Genomic DNA, 23,912 nt, shown 5'->3' with positions numbered 1-23,912 from the left:
CGCGTCGGCCGCCGAGAGGCGGTCCCGGCCGAAGTTTGATACTCGTTCGCGTGGTACGCTCGGCCGTGATGGACTGTCGAGTCGTCGTCGAGGCCGCGGTCCCGGTGTACGACGTGGAGACCCCCGACGAGGCGGTCCGGATCGCCATCTCGAAGACCGGCGAGATGCTCAACCCGGACCTCAACTACGTCGAGATCGACACCGGCACGCGGACGTCGCCCAGCGGCGAGCAGCTCGACCCGGCGTTCGTCGCGGCCGACGAGGCGCTCGTCGCCCTCGAACTCCGGATGGACGTGTTCAACGTCGACCGCGACGAACACGCCAGCCGCGTCGCGCGCAAGGAGATCGGCAAGCGGCTCCGTAACATTCCGCTGAAAGTGCTCTCGGTGACTGAGATAGCCCCCGAAGAGAGCGACCGTCCGGAGGACTCCCCGACGGCTGAAGGAACGCCGGAGTCGGAAGACGGCGAACTCGATCCCGGCGACGACGGGCCGGCTGACGGTCGCTGAGCCCCGAGAGCGGTTCGGACACCGCCGGTCCGCGGGCGAGAACGACACGGGACGACGGACGGCGGCGTCGCTGATCGGTGAACGGTCGGTCGGCGAGGAGCGGCGCGCAGTAGACGGTTCAGTCGGCCGTCGGGGCCAGCGGCTCCGATTCGGACGACTCCATCGGCTCGGTGATTCCTTCGGTCAGCTTGAAAACGGCGGCTTTGTGGTCGGTCTTCGACTTGTGAATCGATGTCGGCTTGACGCCCAGTTCCTCGTAGGCTTCGAGGTCGACGTCGTCGTCCCAGAACTCGCACTGTTTTCGTACCTCCGCGAGGAGACCGTGAAGATGGATGAGCTCCTGCTTCTTCATGAGTACCAGTCCTTTGCTACCGGAGGTTTATATTATTATCTTGAGTCACGTTACCATGCTGTTCGCGTATTTCGCGAGTAGCGGGGCGGAGAAGTGGATTCTCGATAGATCTATCAGGATCGTTTGCGACCGTCCGGAGCGGTCGCCGGCTCGCGAGCGACGGGCGTCGCTACGCGGTCGGTCACCGGGCGACCGGAAGGATCGGCATCGCGGGCCGGCCGTCGCGCCGGCGTGCGCTACTGGAACTGCTTGACGGCCTCGAGGTCGCGTTCCGTCCGCATGAACTCCGTCAGGCGGCGCGTCGCGTGACACGCCGAACAGGTGAAGTTGGACCGCAGATCCTGAAGCTCGGCGGGATTGTCCTGCCACTCCTTGCCGCACTCCGGACAGACGAGTCTGACGAACGCGTCAACCATGTCATCCAGTACAGGCGGCCGCGTTAAAAACGTGTGTGGCAGGCGATCCGCGACGGTCGGCGGGTCGGTCCCGCGGCCGATTCGACGGGCCGACCCCGCGATCGGTTACGACCGCATCGCCCGCTCAGGCGCTCGCGGTTCCGCTCGCGTCGAGCAGCTCCTTGTACCGGTTCCTGATGGTGACCTCCGAGACGTCGGCGACGTCGGACACCTGGCTCTGGGTCACCTTCTCGTTCGACAGCAGTGCCGCGGCGTAGACGGCGGCCGCGGCGAGGCCGACCGGCGACTTGCCGCTGGTGATCCCCGCGTTCGCGGCGTCGTCGAGCAGTTCGCGCGCGCGCCGCTCGGTCTCCTCCGAGAGGTCGAGCCGCGAGACGAACCGGGGGACGTAGCTCGTCGGGTCAGCGGGTTGGACGCGCAGTCCGAGCTCGCGGACGACGTAGCGGTACGTCCGGGTGAGCTCCATCTTCTCGACCCGCGAGACCGCGGTGAACTCGTCGAGGCTCCGGGGGTTCCCCACCTGCCGTGCGGCGGCGTACAGCGAGGCGGTGGCGACGCCCTCGATCGAACGGCCCGGAAGCAGGTTCTCGCTCAGCGCCCGGCGGTAGACGACGGAGGCGGTCTCGCGGACGGTGTCCGGGAGCCCGAGGGCGCTCGCCATCCGGTCGATCTCGCCGAGCGCCTGCTTGAGGTTGCGCTCCTTGGAGTCGCGGGTGCGGAAGCGCTCGTTCCAGGTCCGCAGTCGCTGCATCCGGCGCCGCTGTCGGCCCGAGAGCGACTTGCCGTAGGCGTCTTTGTCCTGCCAGCCGATGTTCGTCGAGAGCCCCTTGTCGTGCATCATGTTCGTCGTCGGGGCCCCCACCCGCGACTTGCTGTCGCGCTCGCCGGAGTTGAACGCGCGCCACTCCGGCCCGCGGTCGACCGAGTCCTCCTCGACGACGAGCCCGCAGTCGCTACAGACCGTCTCACCGTGTTCCGTGTCCGTGGCGAGCCGGCCGTCGCACTCCGGACAGGTGGTGATCCGCTCGCGCTCGTTCTCCGTGCGCTCGTCGACGCTCGTCGACTCCGCTCCCGCCGCGTCCCTCGTCCGGGTGCGCTCGCCGGACGCGGGCGCGTCGCCTCGGTCCGCGAGTCGGTCCCGTTCCGTGCCGCCGTCGCTGTAGGTGTATGTCTCTGTCATGGGCTTGCTCCGACGATCCCCCGACGAAAATACAGCGAGGTCCGCAATCGCCAGTCTGTTAACATGTAGTTAGTAGTGAGAACATATAAATATGTCGATATTGACGATAGCGGGCGAAAGACGAAATTCGCCTCTGGAGGAGGAAAACGGCCGTCAGGGCGGCCTTGACGGTCCGATCGCGACGACGCCCGGACCGCCGTTCGGGCCGCGCGATCGTATATATACTTCACTCTCGGACCGCTCCGGGCCGGGGTGTCCGACAAATAAAGCGGCTGTGCCGGGGCGCTCGCGCGCGTCGCCCTCGCCTGCGGCCGTCACGGGTCGCCGGCGGCGACGCGCGCCATCGCCCCGGCGAGCACCTCGGTCGCGGCGGCGCAGTCGGCCCAGTCGGTCCACTCGCGCGGGTTGTGCGAGATCCCGTCGCGCGACGGGGCGAACAGCAGCGACGCGTCCGCGACGCGCGCCACCCGCATCGCGTCGTGGGCGGCGCCGGAGTGGAGGTCGACCGCCTCGCGGTCCGCGGCGTCGGCGGCCTCGTGGGCGGCCTCGCGGAGGCGGTCGCTCATCGGCGTCGGCGCCACGTCGAACGGGCGCTCGAACGCCGTCTCGACTCCGCGCTCGCGCTCCAGCCGCGCCAGCGACCCGCGCGCGGCGTCGACGATCGACTCCATCGACTCGGCCTCCACGTCGCGCACGTCGACGCCCGCCTCGACGCGCCCGGGGACCACGTTCGTCGCGTTCGGCGCGACCGACAGCGACCCGACCGTACCGACCGCCGAGGGCGACGACGACTCCACGATCTCGTTCGCGGCGCGCTCGACGTCCGAGACGAACTCGCTCGCAGCCGCCAGCGCGTCCGTCCGCTCGTCCATCGGGGTCGCGCCCGCGTGGTTCGCCTCCCCGTCGATCGTCGCCTCGCAGTGGGTGATCCCGGTGATCGTCGTCACGACCCCGGCCGCCGCGCCCGCCGCCTCCAGCGTCGTGTCCTGCTCGACGTGGAGCTCGTAGAACGCCCCCCACGACGCGGGGTCTACCGTCGTCGGCGCGCCCTCCGCGTCGGTCGGCGTGGCGGCGTCGACCGCGTCCCCGCCGCGGTAGCCGATCCGGTCGAGCGCCTCGCCGAGCGTCTCCCCGTCGCCGTCCGACAGCGCGAGCGCCTCGTCGAGGGGTAGCTCGTCGGTCGCGACGGTCGATCCCAACAGCCCGTTGCCGAAGGTGCCGCCCTCCTCCTCGGTGAAGCTCACGACCCCGACCGGCCGGTCCGGCTCGACGCCCTCGTCGCGCATCGCGCGGACGGCCTCCAGCGCGGCGTACACCCCGAGCGGCCCGTCGAAGATGCCGCCCTCCGGGACGCTGTCGAGGTGGCTCCCCGAGACGACCGGGGCGGCGCCCGGGTCGGCGTTCTCGGGAGTCCAGGTCCCGAGGACGTTCCCGACGGCGTCGACGGTCACGTCGAGGCCGGCGTCGCGGAGGCGCGCGACCAGCCGGTCCCGGGCCTCCCGGTTGGCCTCGGTCCCCGTTCGGTTCGTTCGGGCGTGCGCGTCGGCGTCGTCCGTCTCGACCCGGCCGAACGCCGCGTTCGCCTCGATGTCCGCGCGGAGCCGGTCCGCGTCGACTGGGAGGTTCATACCGGCACCGGGTCCCGCGGGATCAAAACGGTTCGGGCTCCGGCCGGGCGCTCGGCGGCACGACCGCTCGTCGCCGGCGCCGCGCCGTCACTCGTTCCGCCGCGCGAGCCAGTAGCCCGCCGACCCCGCTCCGAGACCGGCGGCGAACGAGCGCTTCGCCGCCGGGCCGTCGAGCGAGCGCGCGACGGCGACCCCAAGCGCCGCCCACGCCAGCGCGACGCCGACGGTCCGCCCCGGTCCGCCCCGGAGCCGCCGACAGCCGGCGATCGTCCGCGAATGCCGATAGAGGTAGCCGGCCGCGAAGCCGACCGCGAACGGGCCGGCCCGGACCTCGTCGCCGGCCGCTCGCCACCGCGCGAGCAGGACGCCGACGCCGAGGCACTCGATCGCGGCGCCGAGCGCGCGCACCGCGTTCACCATGCGAACCGTTCGCACTCGACGCGAAAAGCGGTTTCGCCGGGCGCGGATCCGAAAGCACTTGTCGGGGCCCGTTCGTAGATAAGATGGCATGTCCCCGTTGCTCCTCCAGGGTGCGGCCGCCGGGATCGCCCTGCTGATCAGCCTCGTGTTCCTCGTCGTCCACCTGGCGATGATCGTGTGGACGTACTCGGACGCGCAGTCGCGGAGCGATCACCCGCCCGTGCTCTGGGCGCTCGTGGTGTTCTTCGCGCCGATCCTCGGCCTCCTGCTGTACCTCATCATCGGCCGGAACTCCTACTGAGGCATCGCCGTCCGGCGACGGTCGTCGCGTGACCGCCCGCGCCGGACCTCACACGCCCTTCAGCACGCTCGTCGCACCGACCGTCTCGGCGACGACCCACGCGACGAACAGCGCGTAGGCCGCGAGCAGCGCGTACGACTCGCGCTCCCCGAGCGCGAGCTCCGTCCGAAGCGTCACGAACAGGAGGACGGTCGCGGCCGTCAGGACGCCGAACATCGGCACCGCCGTCGAGAAGTTCACCTCGACCGCGCCGACGATCAGCACGCCGAGCGGGATCGCGACGAGCAGGTCGAAGGTGTTGGACCCGAGGACGTTGCCGAGGCTCGTCGCGCCGCGGTCGTCGCGCGCCGTCCGGACGCTCACCAGCGCGTCCGGCAGGCTCGTCGCCGCCGCGACGACCGTGACGCCGGCGAGGAACTCCGGGACGCCGAAGGTGGCGCCGAGCGACTCGACCGACGCGACGAGCCGCTCGACCGTGACGACGATGAGCCCGAGGCCGGCCGCCAGCTTCGCCCACTCCCGCCGGAGGTCGACCCCGTCGCGCACGCGCTCCGCCGCCGCGTCGTCGACGTCTTGATACTGGATGAACAGGTAGAGCACGTACAGCCCGAGCGGGATGGCCGCGAGCGAGCGCGGCAGCTCGCCGACGATCGGCTCCGTCGACACCGGGAAGTAGATGACCGCGAGCGCGAACGTCACGACCAGCGCCGAGACGGCGAGCATGTAGAACTGCGCCTCCTTGTACACGATCGCCCGGTTGGCCTCCAGGTCCGACTCTGTCCCGAGGCCGGCGACCGCGGGGATCACGAGGACGTTGAAGATGGCCGACCCGACGAGCGCCCCGACGCCCATGTCGAAGACGCCGGTGAAAGCGGTGACGAGCACGCTCACGAGTTCCGGGAAGCTCGACCCGACCGCGACCACGACCGACCCCTGCACGACGGCCGGCAGCCCGTAGTAGCCGGCGAGGGTCTCGGCGGCCTCCTCCAGCCAGCCGCTCCCGACCCAGATCAGCCCGGTCGCCGCGGCGATCACGAGGACGTGGACGACCGGCGCGTCGGGGAGGATCCCCGTCACGGGCTACCGGACGTGTCGCCCGCCCAGCTCCCGGAGCCGGGCCGCTGTCTCGTCGTCGAGCGCGTCGCGGGTGACGCGCCACTCCCAGTTGCCGGCCATCGTGCCGGGCTCGTTGAACCGCGCGTCGCTGCCGAGCCCGAGCAGGTCCTGGAGCGTCGTCACCGCGAGGATCGCGTCCGACCCCCACACAGCGTCGATGATCGCCCACTCGGGCGACTCCCCGGGCTCGGACCCGACGTTGTACCGGAAGCAGTCGCGCTGCTCGGCCGGGAGGTCCTCGAAGTAGCCGACCCAGGTGTCCGTGTCGTGCGTCGAGGTGTAGCCGACGACGCCCTCGCCGTAGTGCATCGGCTGGTACTGGTTCCCCTCCGCACACCAGTCGGCGTACTGCGGGACGCGCATTCCCGGGAAGCCGAACTCCGCCATCAGCTCCTCCATCGCCGGCTCCTCGAATCCGAGGTCCTCCGCGATGAAGGGGGCCTCGCCCAGTTCGCGCTCCACCGTCTCGAACAGGTCGCGCCCCGGCCCGTCGCGCCACTCGCCGTCCGCGGGGTCGTCGCTGTCGGCCGGGATCGCCCAGTACTTCGCGAACCCGAGGAAGTGGTCGAGCCGCGCCACGTCCGCGAGCTCGAACAGCCGACGGAACCGGTCGAGCCACCAGTCGTACCCCGACTCGGCGAGGTGCTCCCAGTCGTACAGCGGGTTCCCCCACCGCTGCCCGTCGTCGCCCGCGTTGGGCGGGACGCCCGCGACCGCCGTCGGGCGGTTCCCCTCGTCGAGCCGGAACGCCTCCGGGCTCGCCCACACGTCGGCGGAGTCGAGCGCGACGTAGATGGGCACGTCGCCGACGATCGACACCCCCTCATCGGCCGCGACCGCCCGCAGGTCGCGCCACTGGCGGTCGAACGTCCACTGGACGAACTCCCGGAACCGGATCTCCCGGGCGTGCTCGTCGCGCGCGTCGGCCAGCGCCTCGGGGTCGCGCGTCCGCAGCGGGGCGGGCCAGTCGGTCCAGACGTCCTCCGGGCGCGCGTCGGAGAGCGCGCGGAACAGCGCGTAGTCGGCGAGCCACGGCTCGCGCTCGCGGAACTCGTCGAGGGCGGCGCGGTCCGCCTCGGTCGCCCGCTCCTCGAACCGACCGAAGCCGGTCCGCAACAGCGGGAGCTTGTACTCGCGGACCGCGTCGTAGTCGACGCGGCCGGTCGGGAAGTCGGGCACCGGTTCGAGGTCACTCTCGTCGAGCCACCCGTCCGCGACGAGCCCGTCGGGGTCGACGAACAGCGGGTTGCCGGCGAACGCCGACGGCGACTGGTACGGCGACTCCCCGGCAACGGAGAGCGTCGGCCCGAACGGACAGATCTGCCAGTGGTCGACGCCGGCCTCGCCGAGGAACGAGAGGAAGTCGCGCGCGCCCTCGCCGAGGTCGCCGATCCCGTACGCCCCCGGCAGCGAGGTGACGTGACAGAAGACGGCGTCGGAGCGGTCGAATCGCATACGACCCCCTGCGATCCCCACCGACTCAAGCGTTGTGACCGGGCGGGGCTCGCCCGGACGGTCCTCGGAGCCCGGGCGGGCCGCCAGTCACTCCGTCCGCCGCCACACGACCGCGTCCGCCGTCTCCAGCGTCACCGACGCCGTCGAGCCGGCGGAGTCACCCGGCTCGACGCCGAGGTCGGGCGGCGCGAGCGCGACAGTCCACTCGCCGCTCGCGTCGTCGCCGGGGCCGCCGGCGCGCTCCGCTCCGAGGTCGGCGAGGACGGCGGCCGGCGAGACCTCGACCGGCGTCCCCTCCGTGTTACAGGCGACGAGCAGCGTCTCGTCTCCGTCCGGTGCGCGCCGGCACGCCTCGTACACCACGGTTCCCTCGGTCGGGTGGCGGTAGCCGAACGCCTCCCCGCGGTCCGGGTCCACGTCGTCGCGGAGCCACGGTCGCGCCTGCCGAAACTCTCGGACCGCGCGGTCGAACGCGGTCCGGGCCCCGTCCTGCTCGTCCGCCCACCGGTCGAGCGTGAGGTACTCGCTCACGTCGCCGCTCCACGCGAACGAGAAGCGCTGGAGGTCGTCCGCGTCGAGCCCGTTGCCGGCCTCCTCCGCGTCCATCGGCGTCCCCATCGCCGACAACAGCTCGGCGATCAGGTCCACGTCGTAGTCGGTCGCGTCGACGAGGTCGGACAGCGTCGTCGCGACCGACTTCAGGTCGGCGCGCGTCTCGAAGCCGAGCGCCCGAAGCCGCGGGAACGCGTCACCGGTGCCGTCGGCGTCCGCGAGCGCTCCCTCGGGGACGTGCCAGTCGATCCACGGCGCCTCCTCCGCGACCACCTTCACGTTCCACGTCGGGTCGGTGTCGCGGACGAACCCCCACGGCGCGCGGTAGTTGGCGTGGAGAAAGTCCATCGGTACGCCCGGCATCGCGACGTGGAACCAGACGAGCGCGGCGGGGCTGTCGTACGCCTCCCGGATCGTCCCGCGCGGGTCGGCCGCGAGGTACGGGTTGATCAGCTCGCCGCTCCAGTCGTCCGTCACCTCGACCTGCGAACCGCGGCGGAGCGTGTCGTGGTTGGCGACGCCGGTGATCCACCGGCTTCCGAACTCGCCGACCTCGCGCATCCGCCACCACTTCGTCGCCCAGAAGGTGAGCAGCGCCGGCTTGTTGTGCGCGAACGTCACCGGCGACCACTGGAACGCGTGGGGGTGTCGGTCGATCAGGGTGCGGTACGTCGAGGCGAGCTCCCAGTCCTCCCGCGGCCAGGGCCGACCGTCCTCGAAGATCATCCACGGGCGGTAGCCCGTCCCCGCGACCTCGTGGACCACGCCGTCCAACGCGTCGAGGAACGCGTCGTCGTGGACCTGCTCGCCGGTCTCCTCGTCGTGGTAGGTGAAGTCCTGCGCGCCGTCGACCCGGATCCCGTCCGCGCCGAAGTTCGCCTTCCGCCGGTGGAGCTCCAAGAGGATCGCTCGCACAACCGGCTGCCGGTAGTCGAGGTGGAGCCCGTACATCCCGGGCCCCTCGAAGAACGGGTCCGGGAGCAGCTCGGCGGCCGCCTCGTCGGCGTGGCCGAGCGCCACGTCGAAGACGACCCGGATCGGGTCCGGCATCGCGTGGCAGGCGGCGATGAACTCGACGAGCTCGTCGGGCCGGCCCGTCTCCAGCAGCGCCGGGTTCGCGGCGCCGAAGCCGCTCACGACCACGTCGTACCCCCAGTTCCGCTGGTCCGGCCGCTTCACCCCGACCGTCGCGGTCTCGGCGTCGGCGTCCCGGTTCAGCGGTGGGCCGTCCGCCGCCCCTTCCGCGCCGCCCGGCCGCCAGTACCACTGCCGGCCGTACGCCTGCGTGAGCGGCTCGACCGGCATCAGCTGGACCGCGTCGTAGCCGGCGTAGTTGCGCTCGTGCGGGTCGAGCGGTTCGCCGCGCTCCAGCTTGTCGCCGACCTCGCGGAACCGCGCCGCGAGCGCGCGCAGCGACCCGAACTCGGTCGACGTGCCGGGGTGGACCTCCAGCATGCTCGTCGCGGGCTCGACCCGCGGGAAGCCGTCGTCCTCGTCGGTCGGGACCGACTCCTCGTCCGTGCCGAGCGCGGCGAAGTGGTCGCGGTCCGGCCGCGTCGCGTCGAGCCGCGGCCAGTCGTACGCCTCGGCGGGTGCGAACGCCCCGAACGGGAGCGAGCGAGCCAGCGGGTCCCTGACGGTCCGGTACGATCCGTCGCCGTCTGGCTCCGGGGCGACGAGCTGGTAGAGCGCGCCGAGCCGGTCGGCGGTCCCGACCGGGAGCCCCTCGACGGCGACCCAGTGGAACTCGCCGTCGCGCTCCGTCGGGAGCCGGTCGATCCGGAACGAGACCTCCCGGAGGTCTTCGCGGCCGGGATCGACCGCGAACCCGTCGCCGCCGTCGTCGACGGGAGTGAATACCTCCAGGCGCACGTCTTCGGCCGGGACGCCGTCCGCGACGAGATCCGGCGTCCAGAATCCGAACGCGACGCCCTCCGGGGGATCGGTCGCCGGGTCGGCGCCGTCGGGCCGGATGGGGTGCGCGCCGAGCCGGGGCGCGATCTCGCTCGCGGCCGCGAACCGGTCGTCCGCCGACGCCCGGTCCCGCCGCGCGGCGTCGACCAGCGCGGCGGTCTCGTCCGGGAGGACGGACGGGCCGTCCGGACCGCGGTCGGCCGCCCGACCGCCGCTCATGGCTCCGAGACCGGCACCACCGCCACCTCGTCGACGCGGACCCGCTCCGTGCCCTCGCCGTCCTCGACGAGGCAGTCCTCGCCGGTGACGAGATCGCGCTCCCCGTGGTCGAGGTCGAACGCGACGCTCGCGTCGGCCGGCGCGAAGTTGAGGACGACGAGGAGCGTCTCGTCGCCGTCGCGGCGCCGGAACGCGACCACGTCGTCCGGGTGGGCGTCGCCGCTCGCGACGACCGGCTTCTCCGAGAGATTGCCGCTCGCGACGTGGTAGTCGACGCGCGCGAGGTCGCCGTCCGGCCCGAGCGCGGGGTGGTCCCGGCGGACCGCGAGGAGGCGCTCGTAGCGCTCGCGGACCTCCTCGCGCGCGTGGTCCCACGCGATCGCGTCACGGCGCCCGCGCTGCCCGATCTCCTGGCCGGCGTACACCATCGGGACGCCCGGCAGCGTCATGATCGCCGCGCCCGCGGCGGCCGCGGCCGCGTCGCCGCACTCGACGCGGTAGCGCGTCTCGTCGTGGTTCTCGATGTACTGGAGGAACTCGGCGTGGTCCGGAAACCCGATCTCGGCGCGCTGGCCGACCGCGTCGAGGACCGACTCCGCGGGCGCCGCCCCCCGTCCGATCTGCCGGAGCTGGAAGTACAGCGTCGCGTCGAAGTGGACGTCGAACATCCCCTCGTGGAACCCCGGGATGTACGGGATCGTCTCGTCCATCAGGAGGAACTCCCGGTCGATGTCCTTCACGCGGTCGCGGAGCTCCCGCCAGAAGGAGTCGGGGACCGCCCACGCCATGTCGCAGCGGAACCCGTCGACGAGCGGCGCCCACTCGTCGACCACGTCCAGCAGGAACCGTCGCACGTCGAGGTTCGCGTGGTTGAGGTTCGCGATCAGCTCCCAGTCGAAGTACGTGCCCGGCTCGCCCGACTCCTGCCACTCGTAGCGGTCGCGGTACGGCGACGCCGGATTCCGGTAGGCGTCTTGGAACCACTCGTGGTCGCGCGCCGTGTGGTTGGCGACGAAGTCGAACAGCACGCGCATGCCGTGGTCGTGGGCGGTCTCGACGAGCGCCTCGAAGTCCTCGCGCTCGCCGAGGTCCTCGGCGGTGTCGAAGAAGTCGACGATGTTGTAGCCGTGCGGCTTCCCGTCGTGGCCGAGGACCGGGGTGAGCCACAGCGTGTCGACGCCGAGGTCGGCGATCCGCGGGATCCGCTCGGCGATGGCGTCGAACGCCTCGCCCTCGTCGGCGTCGGCGAAGGTGCGGACGAACACCTCGTAGACCGAGGCCTCGCGGGTCCACTCGGGCGGGTCGTTGAGCCGCACCGTCTCGAAGTCGGGCGCGTCCGGGACCCGCACGGCCTCGCTTCCCACGGCCTCGTCGGCCGCGGCCCGGTCGCCCGCGGCGCGCTCGACGGCCGCCGCGTCGGCGACGCTCACGCGCGGGTCCTCGCCCGGGTCTCGCGCGACCGCGACCGCGTGTACCCGGAGCCGGTCCGGCACCGCGTCGAGCGGCACGCGGAGCTCGCGGCCGCCCTCGCTCGCGCGGAGGGCGTCCCGCGGGTTCGTGCGGCCCGCCGCGACGGCGTCGGCCACGTCGCGGTCGTCGACGACGAACGTCACGGCCAGGTCGTCGGCGTCGAGCGAGGACTCCGGGTTCGGCGAGGGGACCGCGGTGAACACCGCTTCCCCGGCGTGTTCGCCCTCCTCGCCCGGCTCCTCGTCGAACACGACGCTCGCTTCGACCCGCACCCGCGGCCGGCCGACCCCCTCGTGTCGCCCCTGCGCGGCGTAGTCGCGCGGCCCGTCGTCCGCGTCCCGGTCGCGGATCGCGGTCCCGCTCCCGCCCGCGACGTCGACGCCCTCGTAGCTCGCCGGGAACGCGCGGACGGTGAGGAGGTGGTCGCCGTCCGGGGCGTCGAGGCCGAGCAGGTAACGCCCCGGCACGTCGGGGGTGAATCCGGTCACGGGGCCGTCGCCGACGGTCGACTCGCTGTCGGGCGGCGCGTCGGCGACGCGCCACGCGTACGCGCCGTCCGGGTTCGGATCTCTCGGTGCAAGCTCCGTCCGCTCGCCGGTCGCGAGGAAGCGCGGGGGTCCGGGGTGGTGCATGTGACGGCCATCGACCCCCGGGGCCTTCGGTGTTGCTCTTGTGACGGTGACCGCGCCGCGGCGCCGACCGCCGCGCGGTTACCCGCCGCGGTCGTCAAGGCTTTTACTCCGGCAGGCGCAGGGCGGGTATGCGACTGCGTACCGCCCTAACGGAGCACGAACGTCGGCGCGGAGAGCGCTACCCGGCGGAGCACTCGATGACCGCCGGCGCGTTCACCGGCGACGACGGCCGACTGGTCCACGTGGGGCCGGACGGGACCGTCCACGACTGTTCGTATTCCCTCTCCGAGGTCGGCGGCGCCGACCGCCTCCGGACGGGGATAACCGCCGGGCGCGGTGTCCGCTGGTTCGACGACCTCGAGACGACCCGCCAGCACTACGACGGCGACACGCCGCTCGTCGAGACCGAGTACGACGCCGGCCGCTACACCATCCACCAGTTCGACCTGGTGGTGGGCGACACCCACCTCACCCACGTCGAACTCCGCGGCTCGCCCCCGGCAGACGCCGAGCTCGTCGCCGCCTACGCGTTCTCGCCCGACATGGTCGAGGGCCGCGTCGGCAACATGGTCCACGACGGCGCCGGCCCCGAGGACGGCGGCGTCGTCGAGGTGTACCACCGCACCGAACACGACTTCCTCACGGCCTCGACGGGCCTCTCGAACGCCCACGGCCAGCGCCTGCGGACGATCCCGGAGCTGCTCGGCGAGGGCGGCGACGGGTTCCCGCACCGCGGCGAGATCGACCGGCGCGAGGACTCTCGACTCACCCCGGACGTCGTCGTCCGCGCCCCGTTCGAGCGCGACGGCCGCACCGAGCGCGTCACCCTCGCCGGGCGCGCCGTCGTCGACCGCCGCGACGCGCGCGACACCGGCGACGACGCGAAGGACGCCCTCACCGACGGCATCGACCGCCAGCGCCGGATCGAGGCCGTCTCGAACATCGCGACCGCCTACCCCGACGCCGACGACCTGCGCGAGGCCGCGGACGGCCGCGGTCCGAACGTGCCCGAGGACGCCCCCCGCCGCTCGGTGATCGCGAGCGACCTCCGCGCGCTCGACCTGCTCACCGCGGAGTCCGGCGCCCGGATCGCCGCGCCCGAGTTCGACCCCTTCTACTCCACCTCGGGGGGCTACGGCTACACCTGGTTCCGCGACGAGGCCACGGTGTCGACCGCGCTGCTCGACGCGAGCGAGGAGCTCGGCCTCGACGCCGGCGAGGAGTTGCTCGCGGCCGCGAGCTTCTTCTGCCGGACGCAGGACGCCGACGGCTCGTGGCCCCATCGGGTGTGGGCCGACTCCGGGAAGGTCGCGCCCGGGTGGGCGAACGCCCGGATCGAGGGCGCGAACGCGACGCCCGGCCCCAACGACCAGCTCGACCAGCCCGCGACGGTCGTCGCGTTCCTCGCGACGCTGCGCCGCGAGGCCGACCTCCCCGCTGAGTGGCGCGACCGGATCGACGAGACGATCGCCGACGCCGTCGACTTCCTCCTCGAGACGACCGAGGACGACGGGCTCCCCCGCCGCTGTCAGAACTGCTGGGAGAACGCGCTCGGCCGGTTCACCCACACCGGCGCCGAGTTCCTCCGGGCGTTCGCCGCGGTGGCTCGCGCGCCGGTCGACGAGGGGCTCCGCGCCGACGCCGCCGCCGCCGCCGACGCGGCGCTGTCGGGCCTTGACGCCCGCTGGAACCCCGACACGGATCGGTTCCTCCAGCGAGCAAGCGACGAGGGGCAGGACGCCCGCGCCGACGCCAGCACCTTCGCGCTCGCAACGGCGGCCGCCGAGTACGCCGCCCTGCTCGACGACGAGGCCGCGCCGGGCGACGCCGCGGCCGCCACCGACGGCTCCGGCCCCGCCGGCGTCGACTCGGTCGCGACGACGGAGTTCGACCGCTTCCTCGACCGGGTCAACACGCACGTCCGGCAGACGATCGACGCGCTCCGGCGCGAGACCGCCTCGGTCGAGGGGCTCGTCAGGTTCACCGGCGACGACTGGCGCACGGCCGAACAGGGCGCCGCGAAGGTGTGGTCCATCGCGACGCTGTGGGGCGCGACGGCCGCGGCGACGCTCGCGGGCGTCGTCGACGAGCGCGGCGGGGCCGCCGGCCCGCTGTTCGCGGACGCCCGCGACCTGTACGAGCTGTGCGGCCCGGACGGCCCCTTCGTCAACGAGGCGGGGCTGTTCGCGGAGCAGGCGTTCGACGACGGCGACCTCGACAGCGCGACGCCCATCGCGTGGTCGCACGCGCTCCGCATCGACGCGACGGTGACGCTGGCGAGCCACGGCGAGCTCCCGGTCCCGCACGACCGCGAGAGCGGGCCCGAGACGGGTCCGCACTGGACGACCGGCCGGAAGTTCGGCCTCGGCACGCCGGGCGACTACGACGCCGAGGACCCGGTCCCGGTGTGGTTCACGCTCACCGAGGGGGCGCTCACCGAGGCGCGGTTCCCGCGGATCGACGTGATGAACGTCCGCACGTTCGACTTCCTCGTCGCCGACCCCGACTCCGAGTACGCGATCCGCACGTTCGACGAGACGGGCCACGTCTCGGCGACGGAGACGATCGAGCGGACGACGGAGCCGGCGGCCGACGACGCGCTCGCCTACGTCCAGCGGATCCGCGAGACCGGCGACGGCCACGGCCACTCCTGGACGCTCCGGGTCGAGTACGCCGTCGACACCGACGGGACGGCGATCCTCGCGGACGTGCGGTTCGAGGGGAGCCGCGAGTACGACGTGTACGCGCTCGCGGACGTCACCATCGCCAACGTCGGCACGAACGACCGCGCCGAGCGCGTCGACGGCGACCGCGGCGCGCACCTGATCGCGCGCAAGGACGACCCCGACCGCGACTCGGGCAAGCTCGTCGACGACGAGGGCGAGCCGTTCGACCCCGCGCTCGCGCTGGCGAGCGGCGACGGGTTCGACTGGGCGAGCGCGCTCGCGGCCGGCGGCGAGGCGGCGGACGCGCTGTTCGGCGACGGCGAGCGCGACGACGAGTCGGCCGAGGCGGTCGGCAACGTCGTTTTGGCCGGCCTCGTCGGCAGCGGCGAGCGCGTCGTCGACACGGTCGCGCTCGGGTTCGCCGAGGACGCCGACACCGCGGCCGCGCTGGGCGAGGCCGAGGGGGCGCTCGCGCGCGGCTTCGACGACGCCGCGGACGCGTACGCCGAGACGTGGCGCTCGTGGCTCGCGGACCGCGAGCTCCCCGACTCGGTCGCGGACGACCCCGACCTCGCGGCGCAGTACCGCTTCGCGCTGATGACGCTCGCGGCCGTTGAGGACAAGGCCCACGACGGCGCGGGGATCGCGAGCCCCTCGGTCCCGTGGGGCGAGACCGAGTACGCCGCCGAGGACCGCGGCTACGGCTACAACTTCGTCTGGTCGCGGGACCTCTACCAGGTGTTCACGGCGCTGATCGAGATGGACGACCTCGAACGAGGCGCCGACGCCCTGGCGTACCTCTACAACACGCAGCAGGACGACGACGGCTTCCTCCCGCAGAACACCTACATCGACGGGCGGACCCGGTGGGGCGGCGAGCAGATGGACAACATCGGCTTCCCTTCCGTGATGGCGTGGCAGCTGTACGAGCGCGGCGTGACCCTCGCGGACGCGGACTACACCTACGACCAGGTCGCCCGCTCGCTCGATTACATCGCCGAGAACGGCCCCGAGACCGCCCAGGAGCGCTGGGAGGAGGAGGCGGGCTACTCGCCGTCGAGCATCGCGGCCGAGATCGCGGGTCTCGTCTGCGGCGCCGCGCTCGCGCTCGCGGAGGCCGACCGGCGCGACGGGGCCGAGGAGGCGGGGAGCGGGGCGGCCGAGTCGCCCGAGTCGCTCCGCGCCGACGCGCTCGCGTGGCTCGCGCTCGCCGACGACTGGACCGCCCGCGTCGAGGACTGGTGCGCGACCGCGACCGGCACCGACCGCCACGAGCGGACCCCGTACTACGTCCGGATCACGGCCGACGGCGACCCCGAGTCCGGTCGCCCGCGCACGATCGCCAACGACGGTCCGACGTACGACGAGCGCGAGATCGTCGACGGCGGCTTCCTCGAACTCGTCCGGCTGGGGATCAAGCCCGCCGACGACCCCGTGGTCCGGAACTCCGTCGCCGTCGTCGACGATTCGATCCGCGTCGACACCCCCCACGGCGCCGCTTGGTACCGCTACGTCGGCGACGCGTACGGCGAGATCGCAGTGGGGGACCCCGGCGCGCCGTGGGCCGGGACCGGCGACGGCCGCGGCCGCCTCTGGCCCATCTTCACCGGCGAGCGCGGGGAGTACGAGCTCCGCGCTCGCGGCGACGGCCCCGACGCCTTCGGCGGCACCGACGAGGACGCGCTCGAACCCGAGGCGCTGTTGGAGACGATGGCTGGCTTCGGCAACTCCGGGCTGATGCTCCCCGAGCAGGTGTGGGACCGCGAGCACCCGACGAAGTACGGCTGGGAGTTCGGCGAGGGCACCGGGGGGGCGACCCCCCTCGCGTGGTCGATGGCCGGCTTCGTCCGGCTGGCGCACGGCGTCGACGCGGGCGAGCCGGTCGAGACGCCGACCGTCGTCCGCGACCGCTACGTCGACCGCGACCGCCCGGCCGGTCCCGACCTGACGGCCACTGCCGAGTTCGTGGAAAATTCGGTCGTCATCGCCGGTGAGACGGACGCCGAGCGCGTGGCAGTTCACACGCGGCAGACGTCGCGGCTCGTCTCCCCCGGCGCCGACGGCGCGTTCGAGGTCGACCTCGACGCGGACACCGACGCCGACACGGTCGTGGTCGCGGCCGCGACCGACGACGACTTCGAGGCGGCGGGGACCGCAGTCGAGCGGCTCCGCCTGTAGCGCGTCGCGGCCGCGTCAGGCCGCGGACCGCGAAGTCCTTCTACCCTAGCGCGGTGACATCGACGGTGCGCGTCTCGCCGTCGACCTCGATCTCGACCGTCTCGGCGACGCGTTCGCGCACCGTTTCGCGCCAGTCCTCGACCGCCTCGGCGTGTCGCTTCCGCCGCGCCGCGAGGTCCGCGTCGGGGTGTTCCGCCGCCGTGTCGTCGACCTCGGGGTACGGCGGCGCCTCGGCCACCAGCGCGCGCGGGTCGATGTGGAGCGGCGCGGGAGCCCCGTCGCCGGCGTCCGCGTCGCCGCCTCCCGCGTCGAGCGCGTGGAGTCGGGCCCGCATCCGCCCCGAGAAGGGCGGCGTCGCGCGGAGGACGACCTCGCGGTCGCTCCGCAGCGTCGCTTCGAGCGCGTTCGCCACGTCCTCGCGGTGGACCGCGACCGACCGGATCCGGTCGGGGCCCACGCCCCGACTCCCCTCGTCGTCAGTCATCGTTCGCCGCCCACTCGGCGTCCGAGAGCGTTCGCTGGACCGCCTCCTCGCCGACCGCGCCGGCGAGGTGTTCGAAGCCCGCGCGGACCCCGCGGTCGCCGGCGTTCGCGACGAGCCGCGAGACGATGAACTCCGGCGTGGACTTCCCGACCGTCTCGAACCGCGGCTGGTAGTCGACGCGGAGTTCCAGGTCGTTCGTCAGCCCCTCCGCGAAGATGCCGTCGATCCGGGCGGCGTCGGGCAGCGGGCTCAGGTCTTCCGCGAGGTGGGTGACGTAGACGCCGAGCGCGCCGCGGTCGACCGTCAGCGTGACGAGGCCGTTGAGCAGGTCGGCGGCCCGGCCCGGCTCCGTGATCGCCTCGAACTCGTCGACGAGCATGAGCGTCCGCCCCTCGGCGACGAGCGGGGGGACGACCGACTTCAGCGTCGACTCCAGCACGCCGGCGTTGAAGGAGGCGTGCCGGCGATGGAAGACGATCCGGTCGAACGTCCCGACCTCAGCCGCGTCGGCGGGCACGGGCAGCCCCATCGACGCGAGCAGCGCGACCGCACAGAGCGTCTCCAGAAGGGTCGTCTTCCCGCCGGAGTTCGCTCCGGTGAGGACGCTCACGCGGTCGCCGGTCGGCGGCGCGTCCGCGCTCGCGACGCCCGCCTCGCCCGCGAGCGAGTGAGAGCCGACGCCGTACGAGACCGGCTGAACGTCGCCCCCGAGGAAGGGGTTCCGCGCCCCGCGCACGGCGATACCGTCGTCGACGAGTGCCGGTCGGACGTGCCCGTTCTCGGCCGCGAACCGCCCGAGCGAGAGCAGGAACGCCGCGTCCGAGACCGCCGTCGCGGCGCGGGCGACCGCGGTGTCCTCGCCGGCGCCCGACTCGTCGCCGAGCCGCTCGCGGATGTCGGCCGCGACCGCGGCCTCGCGCTCGTCGACGGCGGCCTCCAGTTCGCCGACGAGGTCGCGCAGCGTCCCGGAGACGAAGTCGGCCGCGTCGAGCGCCTCGTCGGGCGCCGCCGACCGGACCGTCGCCGGCTCGACGCCGGTCTCGCGCGCGACGTGGTCGACCGTCGCCGCCTCCAGCGCCTCGAAGTCCCGGAGGCTCCCGTCGCGGACGGTTTCGAGCACGTCGAACGCGGAGTCCGCGAGGTCGCGCGCGGCCGCGAGCTGCTCGCGCAGCCGGTCCAGCTCCGCGTCGGCGCCGGCCGCGACCTCGATGTCGTCGCCGTCGAGGTCGCCGGCGGGGTCGATCGAGCCCCGTACGTCGGCGAGCGCGTCGGCCGCGTCGCGCAGGCGGTCGCCGTCGAGCGCGCCCACGTCCGCGAACGGGCCGTCAGTCAGCCCCGCTTCGCGGAGCGCGACCGCCGTTTCGACCGCGGCGAGGTCGGAGCCGTCCGCCTCGTCGTAGGCGACGAACGCCTCCGCGACGGCCTCGCGCGCGTCGTCGTCGAGGCCGTCCCACGCGTCGCGGGCGGCGACGACCCGGTCGAGGCGCTCCTCGACGGCGTCGCGGTCGAGGAGGGGGGTCATCACCCTGATCCGGTCGGCCGCGTGCGCGGTCAGCGCCGCGTCGGCCGCGAGCCCGAGGAGGTCGTCGTACACCGAGCGCGCGTCGCCCGTCGCGAGGACGTCCATCCCGGCCTCGCCGTTCGCCCGGCGGAGGATGCGGGTCGCGCGGCCGCGGTGGAGGCCGGCGTCGACGAGCGCGCGGACGTCCGCCGACTCGATCGCCTCGACGGCCCGTTCGGTCCCGAGCGCCTCGGTGAGCCGCTCGCTCGTCTTTGGGCCGATCCCCCAGTAGTCCTCCAGTCGCATACCACGTGGTGTCGCCCCGGCGCCTTGGCGTTTTCGTCGCCCGTCCCGGCGCCCCGATGTCTTTCCCGGCGCCCCGATGTCTCTCCCGCCACCTCGGCGGCGCGATCCGGCACGCGAGCGCTCTTGCATCCGGCTCCCGTACGGGAGGCCATGGCAACCGAGATCGCCGAGGGCGTCTGGCGGATCGAGTGTCGCGGCGTCAACGCGTACCTCGTCTTCGACGACGTGCCGACGCTCGTCGACGCCGGGACTCCGTGGGACGAGGCCGCGATCCGGGACGGGCTCGACGAGGCCGACGTCGCCGTCTCGGAGGTCGGCCGCGTCCTGCTCACCCACTACGACCTCGACCACGTCGGGACGCTGGCGGCGCTCGCGCCCGACCTCGACGCGCCGGTCCGCGCGTACGGCTTCGACGCTCAGCTGCTTCGCGGGTCGCGGTCACCGCCGATCCGGAATCACAAGGGCCTGATCCAGCGACTCGGCGGGCTCGTCACGGACCGCGCCGACCTCGACGTCGTCGGCGTCCGCGACGGCGAGCGGATCGGGTCGTTCACGGCGTACCACACGCCCGGCCACACGCCGGGTCACGTCGCGTACGTCAGCGGGGAACTCGGTGTCGGCCTCCTCGGCGACCTCACCTCGGCGTCGGACGGCGACCTCGAACCATCCGGCTGGCTGATCAGCTACGACACGGACGCGGTGGCGACGAGCGTGCGCGACCTCGCGGCGCGCGCCCCGTCGTTCGAGGTCGCCTGCGTGGGACACGGCGACCCGCTCGCGACGGGCGGCGGCGAGGCCCTGCGGCGGCTGGCGGCGACCGTCTGATCTACCCGCCTATCGCGACTGCCGGTAGATGAGGTTGCGCTGGATGTCGTTGGCGCCCTCGTAGATCACCGGGATGCGCACGTCGCGGTAGACGCGGGCGATCCGGCGCTCGGTCAGGATCGAGCGGCCGCCGTGGAGCTTCATGCCCTTCTCGGCGCAGTCGGTGGCGACCTCCGTCGACTTGGTCTTCGCCAGCGCGGCCCAGTAGCCGGCGTCCTCACCGTTCGCGACCTTCTCGCAGGCGCGCCAGTTGAGCGCCCGCGCCGACTCGAACCCGATACGCATGTCCGAGATGGTGTGCTGGACGGCCTGGAAGTCGTCGATGGTGCGGCCGAACGCCTCGCGCTCGTCGATGAACGCCTCCGCCTCCTCGACGGCGGCGGCGGCGAGCCCGAGCCCGTGCCCCCCGACGATGACGCGGCCGTGGTTGAAGAAGTCCGCGAGCACGTAGAAGCCGCCGCCCTCGCTGCCGACGACGTTCTCCTCGGGCACGAAGCAGTCATCGAAGACGATGTGGCCCTGCTTGGACGCGCGCATCCCCATCTTCTCCGGGATGTGCTCGGCCTCGTAGCCGTCGGAGTCGGTCTCGACGATGAACAGCGTGTAGTTGGAGTAGCGGTCGTCGCTCTCGCCGGTCTTCGCGTAGACGGTCAGCCAGTCGGCCTCGACAGCGTTGCCGACCCAGTACTTCTCGCCGGTCAGTTCGTAGCCGCCCTCGACCTTCTCGGCCTTCGTCGTCATGCCCGCCAGGTCGGAGCCGGTCTGCGGCTCGGAGACCGCGAGCCCGGAGATCTGGTCGTTCTCGGCGACCGGGCGGAGGTACTTCTCCTTCTGTTCCTCGGTCCCGTAATCCTCGACCATCTCGGCGCCGAAGCTGGCGAGCTGGAGCGTGAGCGCGATGCCGGCGTCGGCGCGGTAGAACTCCTCCGCGATGGCCAGCACCTGCGCCAGGTCGAACCCCTTCCCGCCGTACTCCTCGCCGATGTCCTGGGCGACGAGCCCGGCGTCCATCCCCGCTTCGAGCACTTCCCACGGGTACTCGCCGGACTCGTAGTACGCCTCCGCGTTCGGGGCGATGTACTCGTCGGCGAACTCCCGCGCCTCCTGTTTGACGTCTCGCGCGCGCTCCGGCACGATGCTGTCGTCGAGCAGCTCCATACGACCCGTCAGAGCTCCGCGGGCAAAACGTCGGTGGAACAACGAAGAACGCCGGGTGAGTTTATCCGTCGCCGACCGCGTCCGTGTCGCCCGACTCCTCGGCGTCCGCGTCGCCTTCTCCCTCGGTCTCCGCTGTCTCCTTCTCGGTCTCGTCGTCGCCCGTCGGTCCGGCCGCGACCTCCTCCGCGTCGGCGATTTCGACCTCTTCGGGGCGATCGGCGTCGGACTCCGAGATGCTCGCGCCGTCCGGAGCCGCCGCCTCCGCCGGCCCGGTCGGCTCGGCGGGGTCCGCGGGCTTGAACCCCGCCGTCTCAAGGTCCGCGTCGGTGCTCTTCCGGGGGTCCGTCCCTCGCTCGCGGAGGAGCGCCCGCGTCGCCTCCCTGTCGACCGTCCCCGAGACGGTCCGTGGGAGATCCTCGACGTACGCGACCGTCTTCGGGATCTTGAAGCCGGCGAGGCGCTCCCGAGCGTAGTCGACGAACGCGCCCTCGTCGATCGGTGCGGGGCCGACGCCCTCGCCCGCCACGACCGGCGTCGCGTCGTCGGAGCCCGTCGCGTCGTCGGAGCCCGTCGCGTCGTCGGAGCCCGTCGCGTCGTCGGCCGGATCTGCCGACTCCCCCTCCGGTACGTCGGTCGCCGTCGGTTCGGGCTCCCCGTTCGCGGCGTCCCCCGCGACGCCCGCCCCGTCAGGGAACCGGTCGCCGACGGCGACGAGCGCCGCGACGCGCTCGCCCCACACCTCGTCGTCGAGGCCGACGACCGCCACGTCCTCGACCTCGGCGTACCCCCGGAGCACGTCCCCGACCTCGCCGGGTTCGACGTTCTCGCCGCCGGTGATGATACGGTCGTCGACCCGGTTGAGCACGTGGAGGTACCCCTCCTCGTCGAACCGGCCGACGTCGCCGGTGTGGAGCCCGTACGGTCCGAAGTCCGACCGGTCGACGGCCGCGGGATCGATCCCGTTCAGGTCGATGTCGTCGGGGACCGATTCGCCGCCGTCGTCGTCCGCTTCGGACCGGTCGCCGTCGCGCTGCGCGAGGTACCCCGACGTGATCGTCGGTCCCCTGACGACGACCTCGCCGGTCTCGCCGGGCTCGACAGGGTCGCCGTCCTCGCCGACGACCGTCACGTCGGTGCCGAAGAGGGGCCGGCCGACCGTTCCGATCCGGTCCCTCGTCTGTCGCGGCGTCGCGGTGGTGATCTGCGAGGCCGCCTCGGTCATCCCGTACGTCGGGTAGACGGGGATCGAGTAGTCGCGACACCGCTCCAACAGCTCCGCCGGCGCGGGCGCGCCGCCGAGCAGGACCACGCGGAGCGAGTCCGACAGCGTCCCCCGTCGGTCGAGCATCCGCTTGAGCATCGTCGGGACGAGCGAGACGCCGGTCACGTCGTAGGCGTCGATGTCGTCGGCGGTGCCGCCGGCGTCGAACCCCTCGCGCAACACGAGCGTCGCCCCGTACATGACCGACCGGTACACCGGCGCGAGCCCGCCCATGTGGTGGAGCGACAGCGACACGAGCCAGCGGTCGTCGGCCTCGACCCCCAGCCGGAACGCCGAGGCGACCGCCGAGCTGTACACGTTGCCAGCGGTCAGCGGCACGGGCTTGGGCTCGCCGGTCGTCCCCGAGGTGAACAGCACGCAGAGCGGGTCGTCGAACGACCACGTCGGCGGGTCGAGCGCCGCCGGGTCGACGTCGTGGATCCCGGTGACCTCGGCGCTCGTCGGGTCGTCGACGGAGTAGACGGGGACCCCCTCTATCTCCGCCGCCGCGTCGGTGGCCGTCGGCTCCGTCGGCTCCGCGCAGACGACGGCGTCGAGGTCGGTCCGGTCGATCCGCGCGGCGATCTCGCGCGCGGTCAGCTCCTGGCCGAGCGGGACGAACGTCGCCCCGATCCGCATCGTCGCGTGGACGAGGCCGACGGTGCCGACGTACGGGGGCGTCAGCACGCCGATCCGATCGCCCTCGCCGAGCCCGTGCGCGACGAGCCGACCGGCCGTCTCGGCGACCAGCCGGTCGAGGTCGGTGTAGCTCCACGCCTCGCCGTCCTCGGCGCGGATCAGGGCGGTGTCGTCCGGCGACGAGACCACCCGATGGGAGAGCCAGTCGCGCATCGGTGTCACCCCCGTCTGCCGAGTGCGGTGCGACTACTCATCTGTCGACTGTCGCACGGTCAACACCGGTACGTCCGACGTGCGGACGACCCGCTCCGTGACGCTCCCGAGCAGGTAGCGGTCGATCCCCTTCCGCCCGTGGGTCCCCATCACCACGACGTCGATGTCGTGGTCGTCGACGTAGTCGTGTATGGACCGGTAGGCGGTCCCGGACGTGACGCTGGTGACGCACTCGACGCCGGCGTCCGCGGCGGCCTCCGCGACGCGGGTCGTCGCCTCCTCGCCCTCCGATTCGAGCGCCTCGACGACGATCTCCGCGCCCGCCTCGAGGCTGGAGTACGCCGCACCGTCGACGACGTACAGCGCGTGGAGGCGGGCGTCGTATCGGTCCGCGAGGTCGATCGCGTGTTCGATCGCGGCGTCCGACGCCGGGCTGCCGTCGGTGGGAACGAGGATCTCTGAGTACATCTCACCCCGTAGTTCGACCGGTAGCGATTAAAAACCCGATCAACTGTCT

The 23,912-nt window shown here is 72.8% G+C and carries 18 protein-coding genes; 4 read left to right on the top strand and 14 right to left on the bottom strand.

The window, feature by feature from the left end; translation table 11 throughout:
- The first annotated feature begins 68 nt into the window (after window positions 1-68).
- Entirely contained in the window at window positions 69-509 is a 441-nt protein-coding gene (locus AMR74_RS07745) for a DUF555 domain-containing protein (protein WP_053771478.1), read from the top strand.
- Window positions 510-627: 118 nt separating this feature from the next.
- Here the strand turns inward: AMR74_RS07745 and AMR74_RS07740 are convergent, their stop codons facing one another.
- From AMR74_RS07740 to AMR74_RS07720, 5 genes are all read right to left on the bottom strand, one after another.
- Entirely contained in the window at window positions 628-861 is a 234-nt protein-coding gene (locus AMR74_RS07740) for a UPF0058 family protein (RefSeq protein WP_004598519.1), read from the bottom strand.
- 236 nt (window positions 862-1,097) lie between these two features.
- On the bottom strand, window positions 1,098-1,277 hold the full coding sequence (locus AMR74_RS07735) for a DUF7836 family putative zinc-binding protein (protein WP_053771477.1): 180 nt from the start codon (window positions 1,275-1,277) through the stop codon (window positions 1,098-1,100).
- Window positions 1,278-1,401: 124 nt separating this feature from the next.
- A complete protein-coding gene (locus tag AMR74_RS07730) occupies window positions 1,402-2,457 on the bottom strand; it encodes a transcription initiation factor IIB (RefSeq protein WP_053771476.1) in 1,056 nt (351 codons plus the stop codon).
- Between the two features lie 314 nt (window positions 2,458-2,771).
- Entirely contained in the window at window positions 2,772-4,085 is a 1,314-nt protein-coding gene (locus AMR74_RS07725) for a Zn-dependent hydrolase (protein WP_053771475.1), read from the bottom strand.
- Between the two features lie 87 nt (window positions 4,086-4,172).
- Window positions 4,173-4,505, bottom strand: coding sequence for a hypothetical protein (locus AMR74_RS07720; protein WP_053771474.1), 333 nt, complete (start codon window positions 4,503-4,505; stop codon window positions 4,173-4,175).
- A gap of 88 nt (window positions 4,506-4,593) precedes the next feature.
- Between AMR74_RS07720 and AMR74_RS07715 the strand changes: the two genes are divergently transcribed.
- Window positions 4,594-4,806, top strand: coding sequence for a PLDc N-terminal domain-containing protein (locus tag AMR74_RS07715; RefSeq protein ID WP_053771473.1), 213 nt, complete (start codon window positions 4,594-4,596; stop codon window positions 4,804-4,806).
- Window positions 4,807-4,854: 48 nt separating this feature from the next.
- On the opposite strand, the gene AMR74_RS07710 is transcribed toward AMR74_RS07715, so the two are convergent.
- From AMR74_RS07710 to malA, 4 genes are all read right to left on the bottom strand, one after another.
- Complete coding sequence (locus tag AMR74_RS07710; RefSeq protein WP_053771472.1) at window positions 4,855-5,883, bottom strand: sodium:calcium antiporter; 1,029 nt, start codon at window positions 5,881-5,883, stop codon at window positions 4,855-4,857.
- A gap of 3 nt (window positions 5,884-5,886) precedes the next feature.
- Window positions 5,887-7,377 (bottom strand): 4-alpha-glucanotransferase, encoded by a 1,491-nt coding sequence (gene malQ / locus AMR74_RS07705; RefSeq protein WP_053771471.1) that lies wholly within the window; start codon window positions 7,375-7,377, stop codon window positions 5,887-5,889.
- Window positions 7,378-7,464: 87 nt separating this feature from the next.
- Window positions 7,465-10,062, bottom strand: coding sequence for a glucosylglycerol hydrolase (gene gghA, locus AMR74_RS07700; RefSeq protein ID WP_053771470.1), 2,598 nt, complete (start codon window positions 10,060-10,062; stop codon window positions 7,465-7,467).
- Window positions 10,059-12,164, bottom strand: a complete 2,106-nt coding sequence (gene malA / locus AMR74_RS07695; protein ID WP_053771469.1) for an alpha-amylase MalA — start codon at window positions 12,162-12,164, stop codon at window positions 10,059-10,061. Before malA ends, gghA begins: the two co-directional genes overlap by 4 nt.
- A gap of 128 nt (window positions 12,165-12,292) precedes the next feature.
- Between malA and AMR74_RS07690 the strand changes: the two genes are divergently transcribed.
- A complete protein-coding gene (locus AMR74_RS07690) occupies window positions 12,293-17,008 on the top strand; it encodes a glycoside hydrolase family 15 protein (RefSeq protein ID WP_205625953.1) in 4,716 nt (1,571 codons plus the stop codon).
- A 40-nt stretch (window positions 17,009-17,048) separates the two neighbouring features.
- Here the strand turns inward: AMR74_RS07690 and AMR74_RS07685 are convergent, their stop codons facing one another.
- Window positions 17,049-17,492, bottom strand: coding sequence for a hypothetical protein (locus AMR74_RS07685; RefSeq protein WP_053771468.1), 444 nt, complete (start codon window positions 17,490-17,492; stop codon window positions 17,049-17,051).
- Window positions 17,485-19,299 carry a MutS-related protein gene (locus tag AMR74_RS07680; protein WP_053771467.1) on the bottom strand — a complete coding sequence of 605 codons (1,815 nt, stop codon included), beginning with the start codon at window positions 19,297-19,299 and terminating at the stop codon, window positions 17,485-17,487. The genes AMR74_RS07685 and AMR74_RS07680 overlap by 8 nt, the downstream gene beginning before the upstream one ends.
- A gap of 150 nt (window positions 19,300-19,449) precedes the next feature.
- Between AMR74_RS07680 and AMR74_RS07675 the strand changes: the two genes are divergently transcribed.
- Window positions 19,450-20,124: an MBL fold metallo-hydrolase gene (locus tag AMR74_RS07675; protein ID WP_053771466.1), complete on the top strand. Its 675-nt coding sequence runs from the start codon at window positions 19,450-19,452 to the stop codon at window positions 20,122-20,124.
- A gap of 9 nt (window positions 20,125-20,133) precedes the next feature.
- Here AMR74_RS07675 and AMR74_RS07670 read toward each other — a convergent pair whose 3' ends face one another.
- The 3 genes from AMR74_RS07670 to AMR74_RS07660 all read right to left on the bottom strand — a co-directional run bounded on the left by AMR74_RS07670 (window position 20,134) and on the right by AMR74_RS07660 (window position 23,863).
- Window positions 20,134-21,282 (bottom strand): acyl-CoA dehydrogenase family protein, encoded by a 1,149-nt coding sequence (locus tag AMR74_RS07670; RefSeq protein WP_053771465.1) that lies wholly within the window; start codon window positions 21,280-21,282, stop codon window positions 20,134-20,136.
- 61 nt (window positions 21,283-21,343) lie between these two features.
- Window positions 21,344-23,395 carry a class I adenylate-forming enzyme family protein gene (locus AMR74_RS07665; protein ID WP_053771464.1) on the bottom strand — a complete coding sequence of 684 codons (2,052 nt, stop codon included), beginning with the start codon at window positions 23,393-23,395 and terminating at the stop codon, window positions 21,344-21,346.
- 33 nt (window positions 23,396-23,428) lie between these two features.
- The gene (locus tag AMR74_RS07660) at window positions 23,429-23,863 is read right to left on the bottom strand and encodes a universal stress protein (protein ID WP_053771463.1); all 435 of its coding nucleotides are present in this window, start codon (window positions 23,861-23,863) and stop codon (window positions 23,429-23,431) included.
- Window positions 23,864-23,912: the final 49 nt, after the last annotated feature.

The sequence above is a fragment of the Halorubrum tropicale genome, from assembly GCF_001280455.1.
Classification (GTDB): domain Archaea; phylum Halobacteriota; class Halobacteria; order Halobacteriales; family Haloferacaceae; genus Halorubrum; species Halorubrum tropicale.
This window is presented reverse-complemented; position numbering and strand designations above follow the sequence as displayed.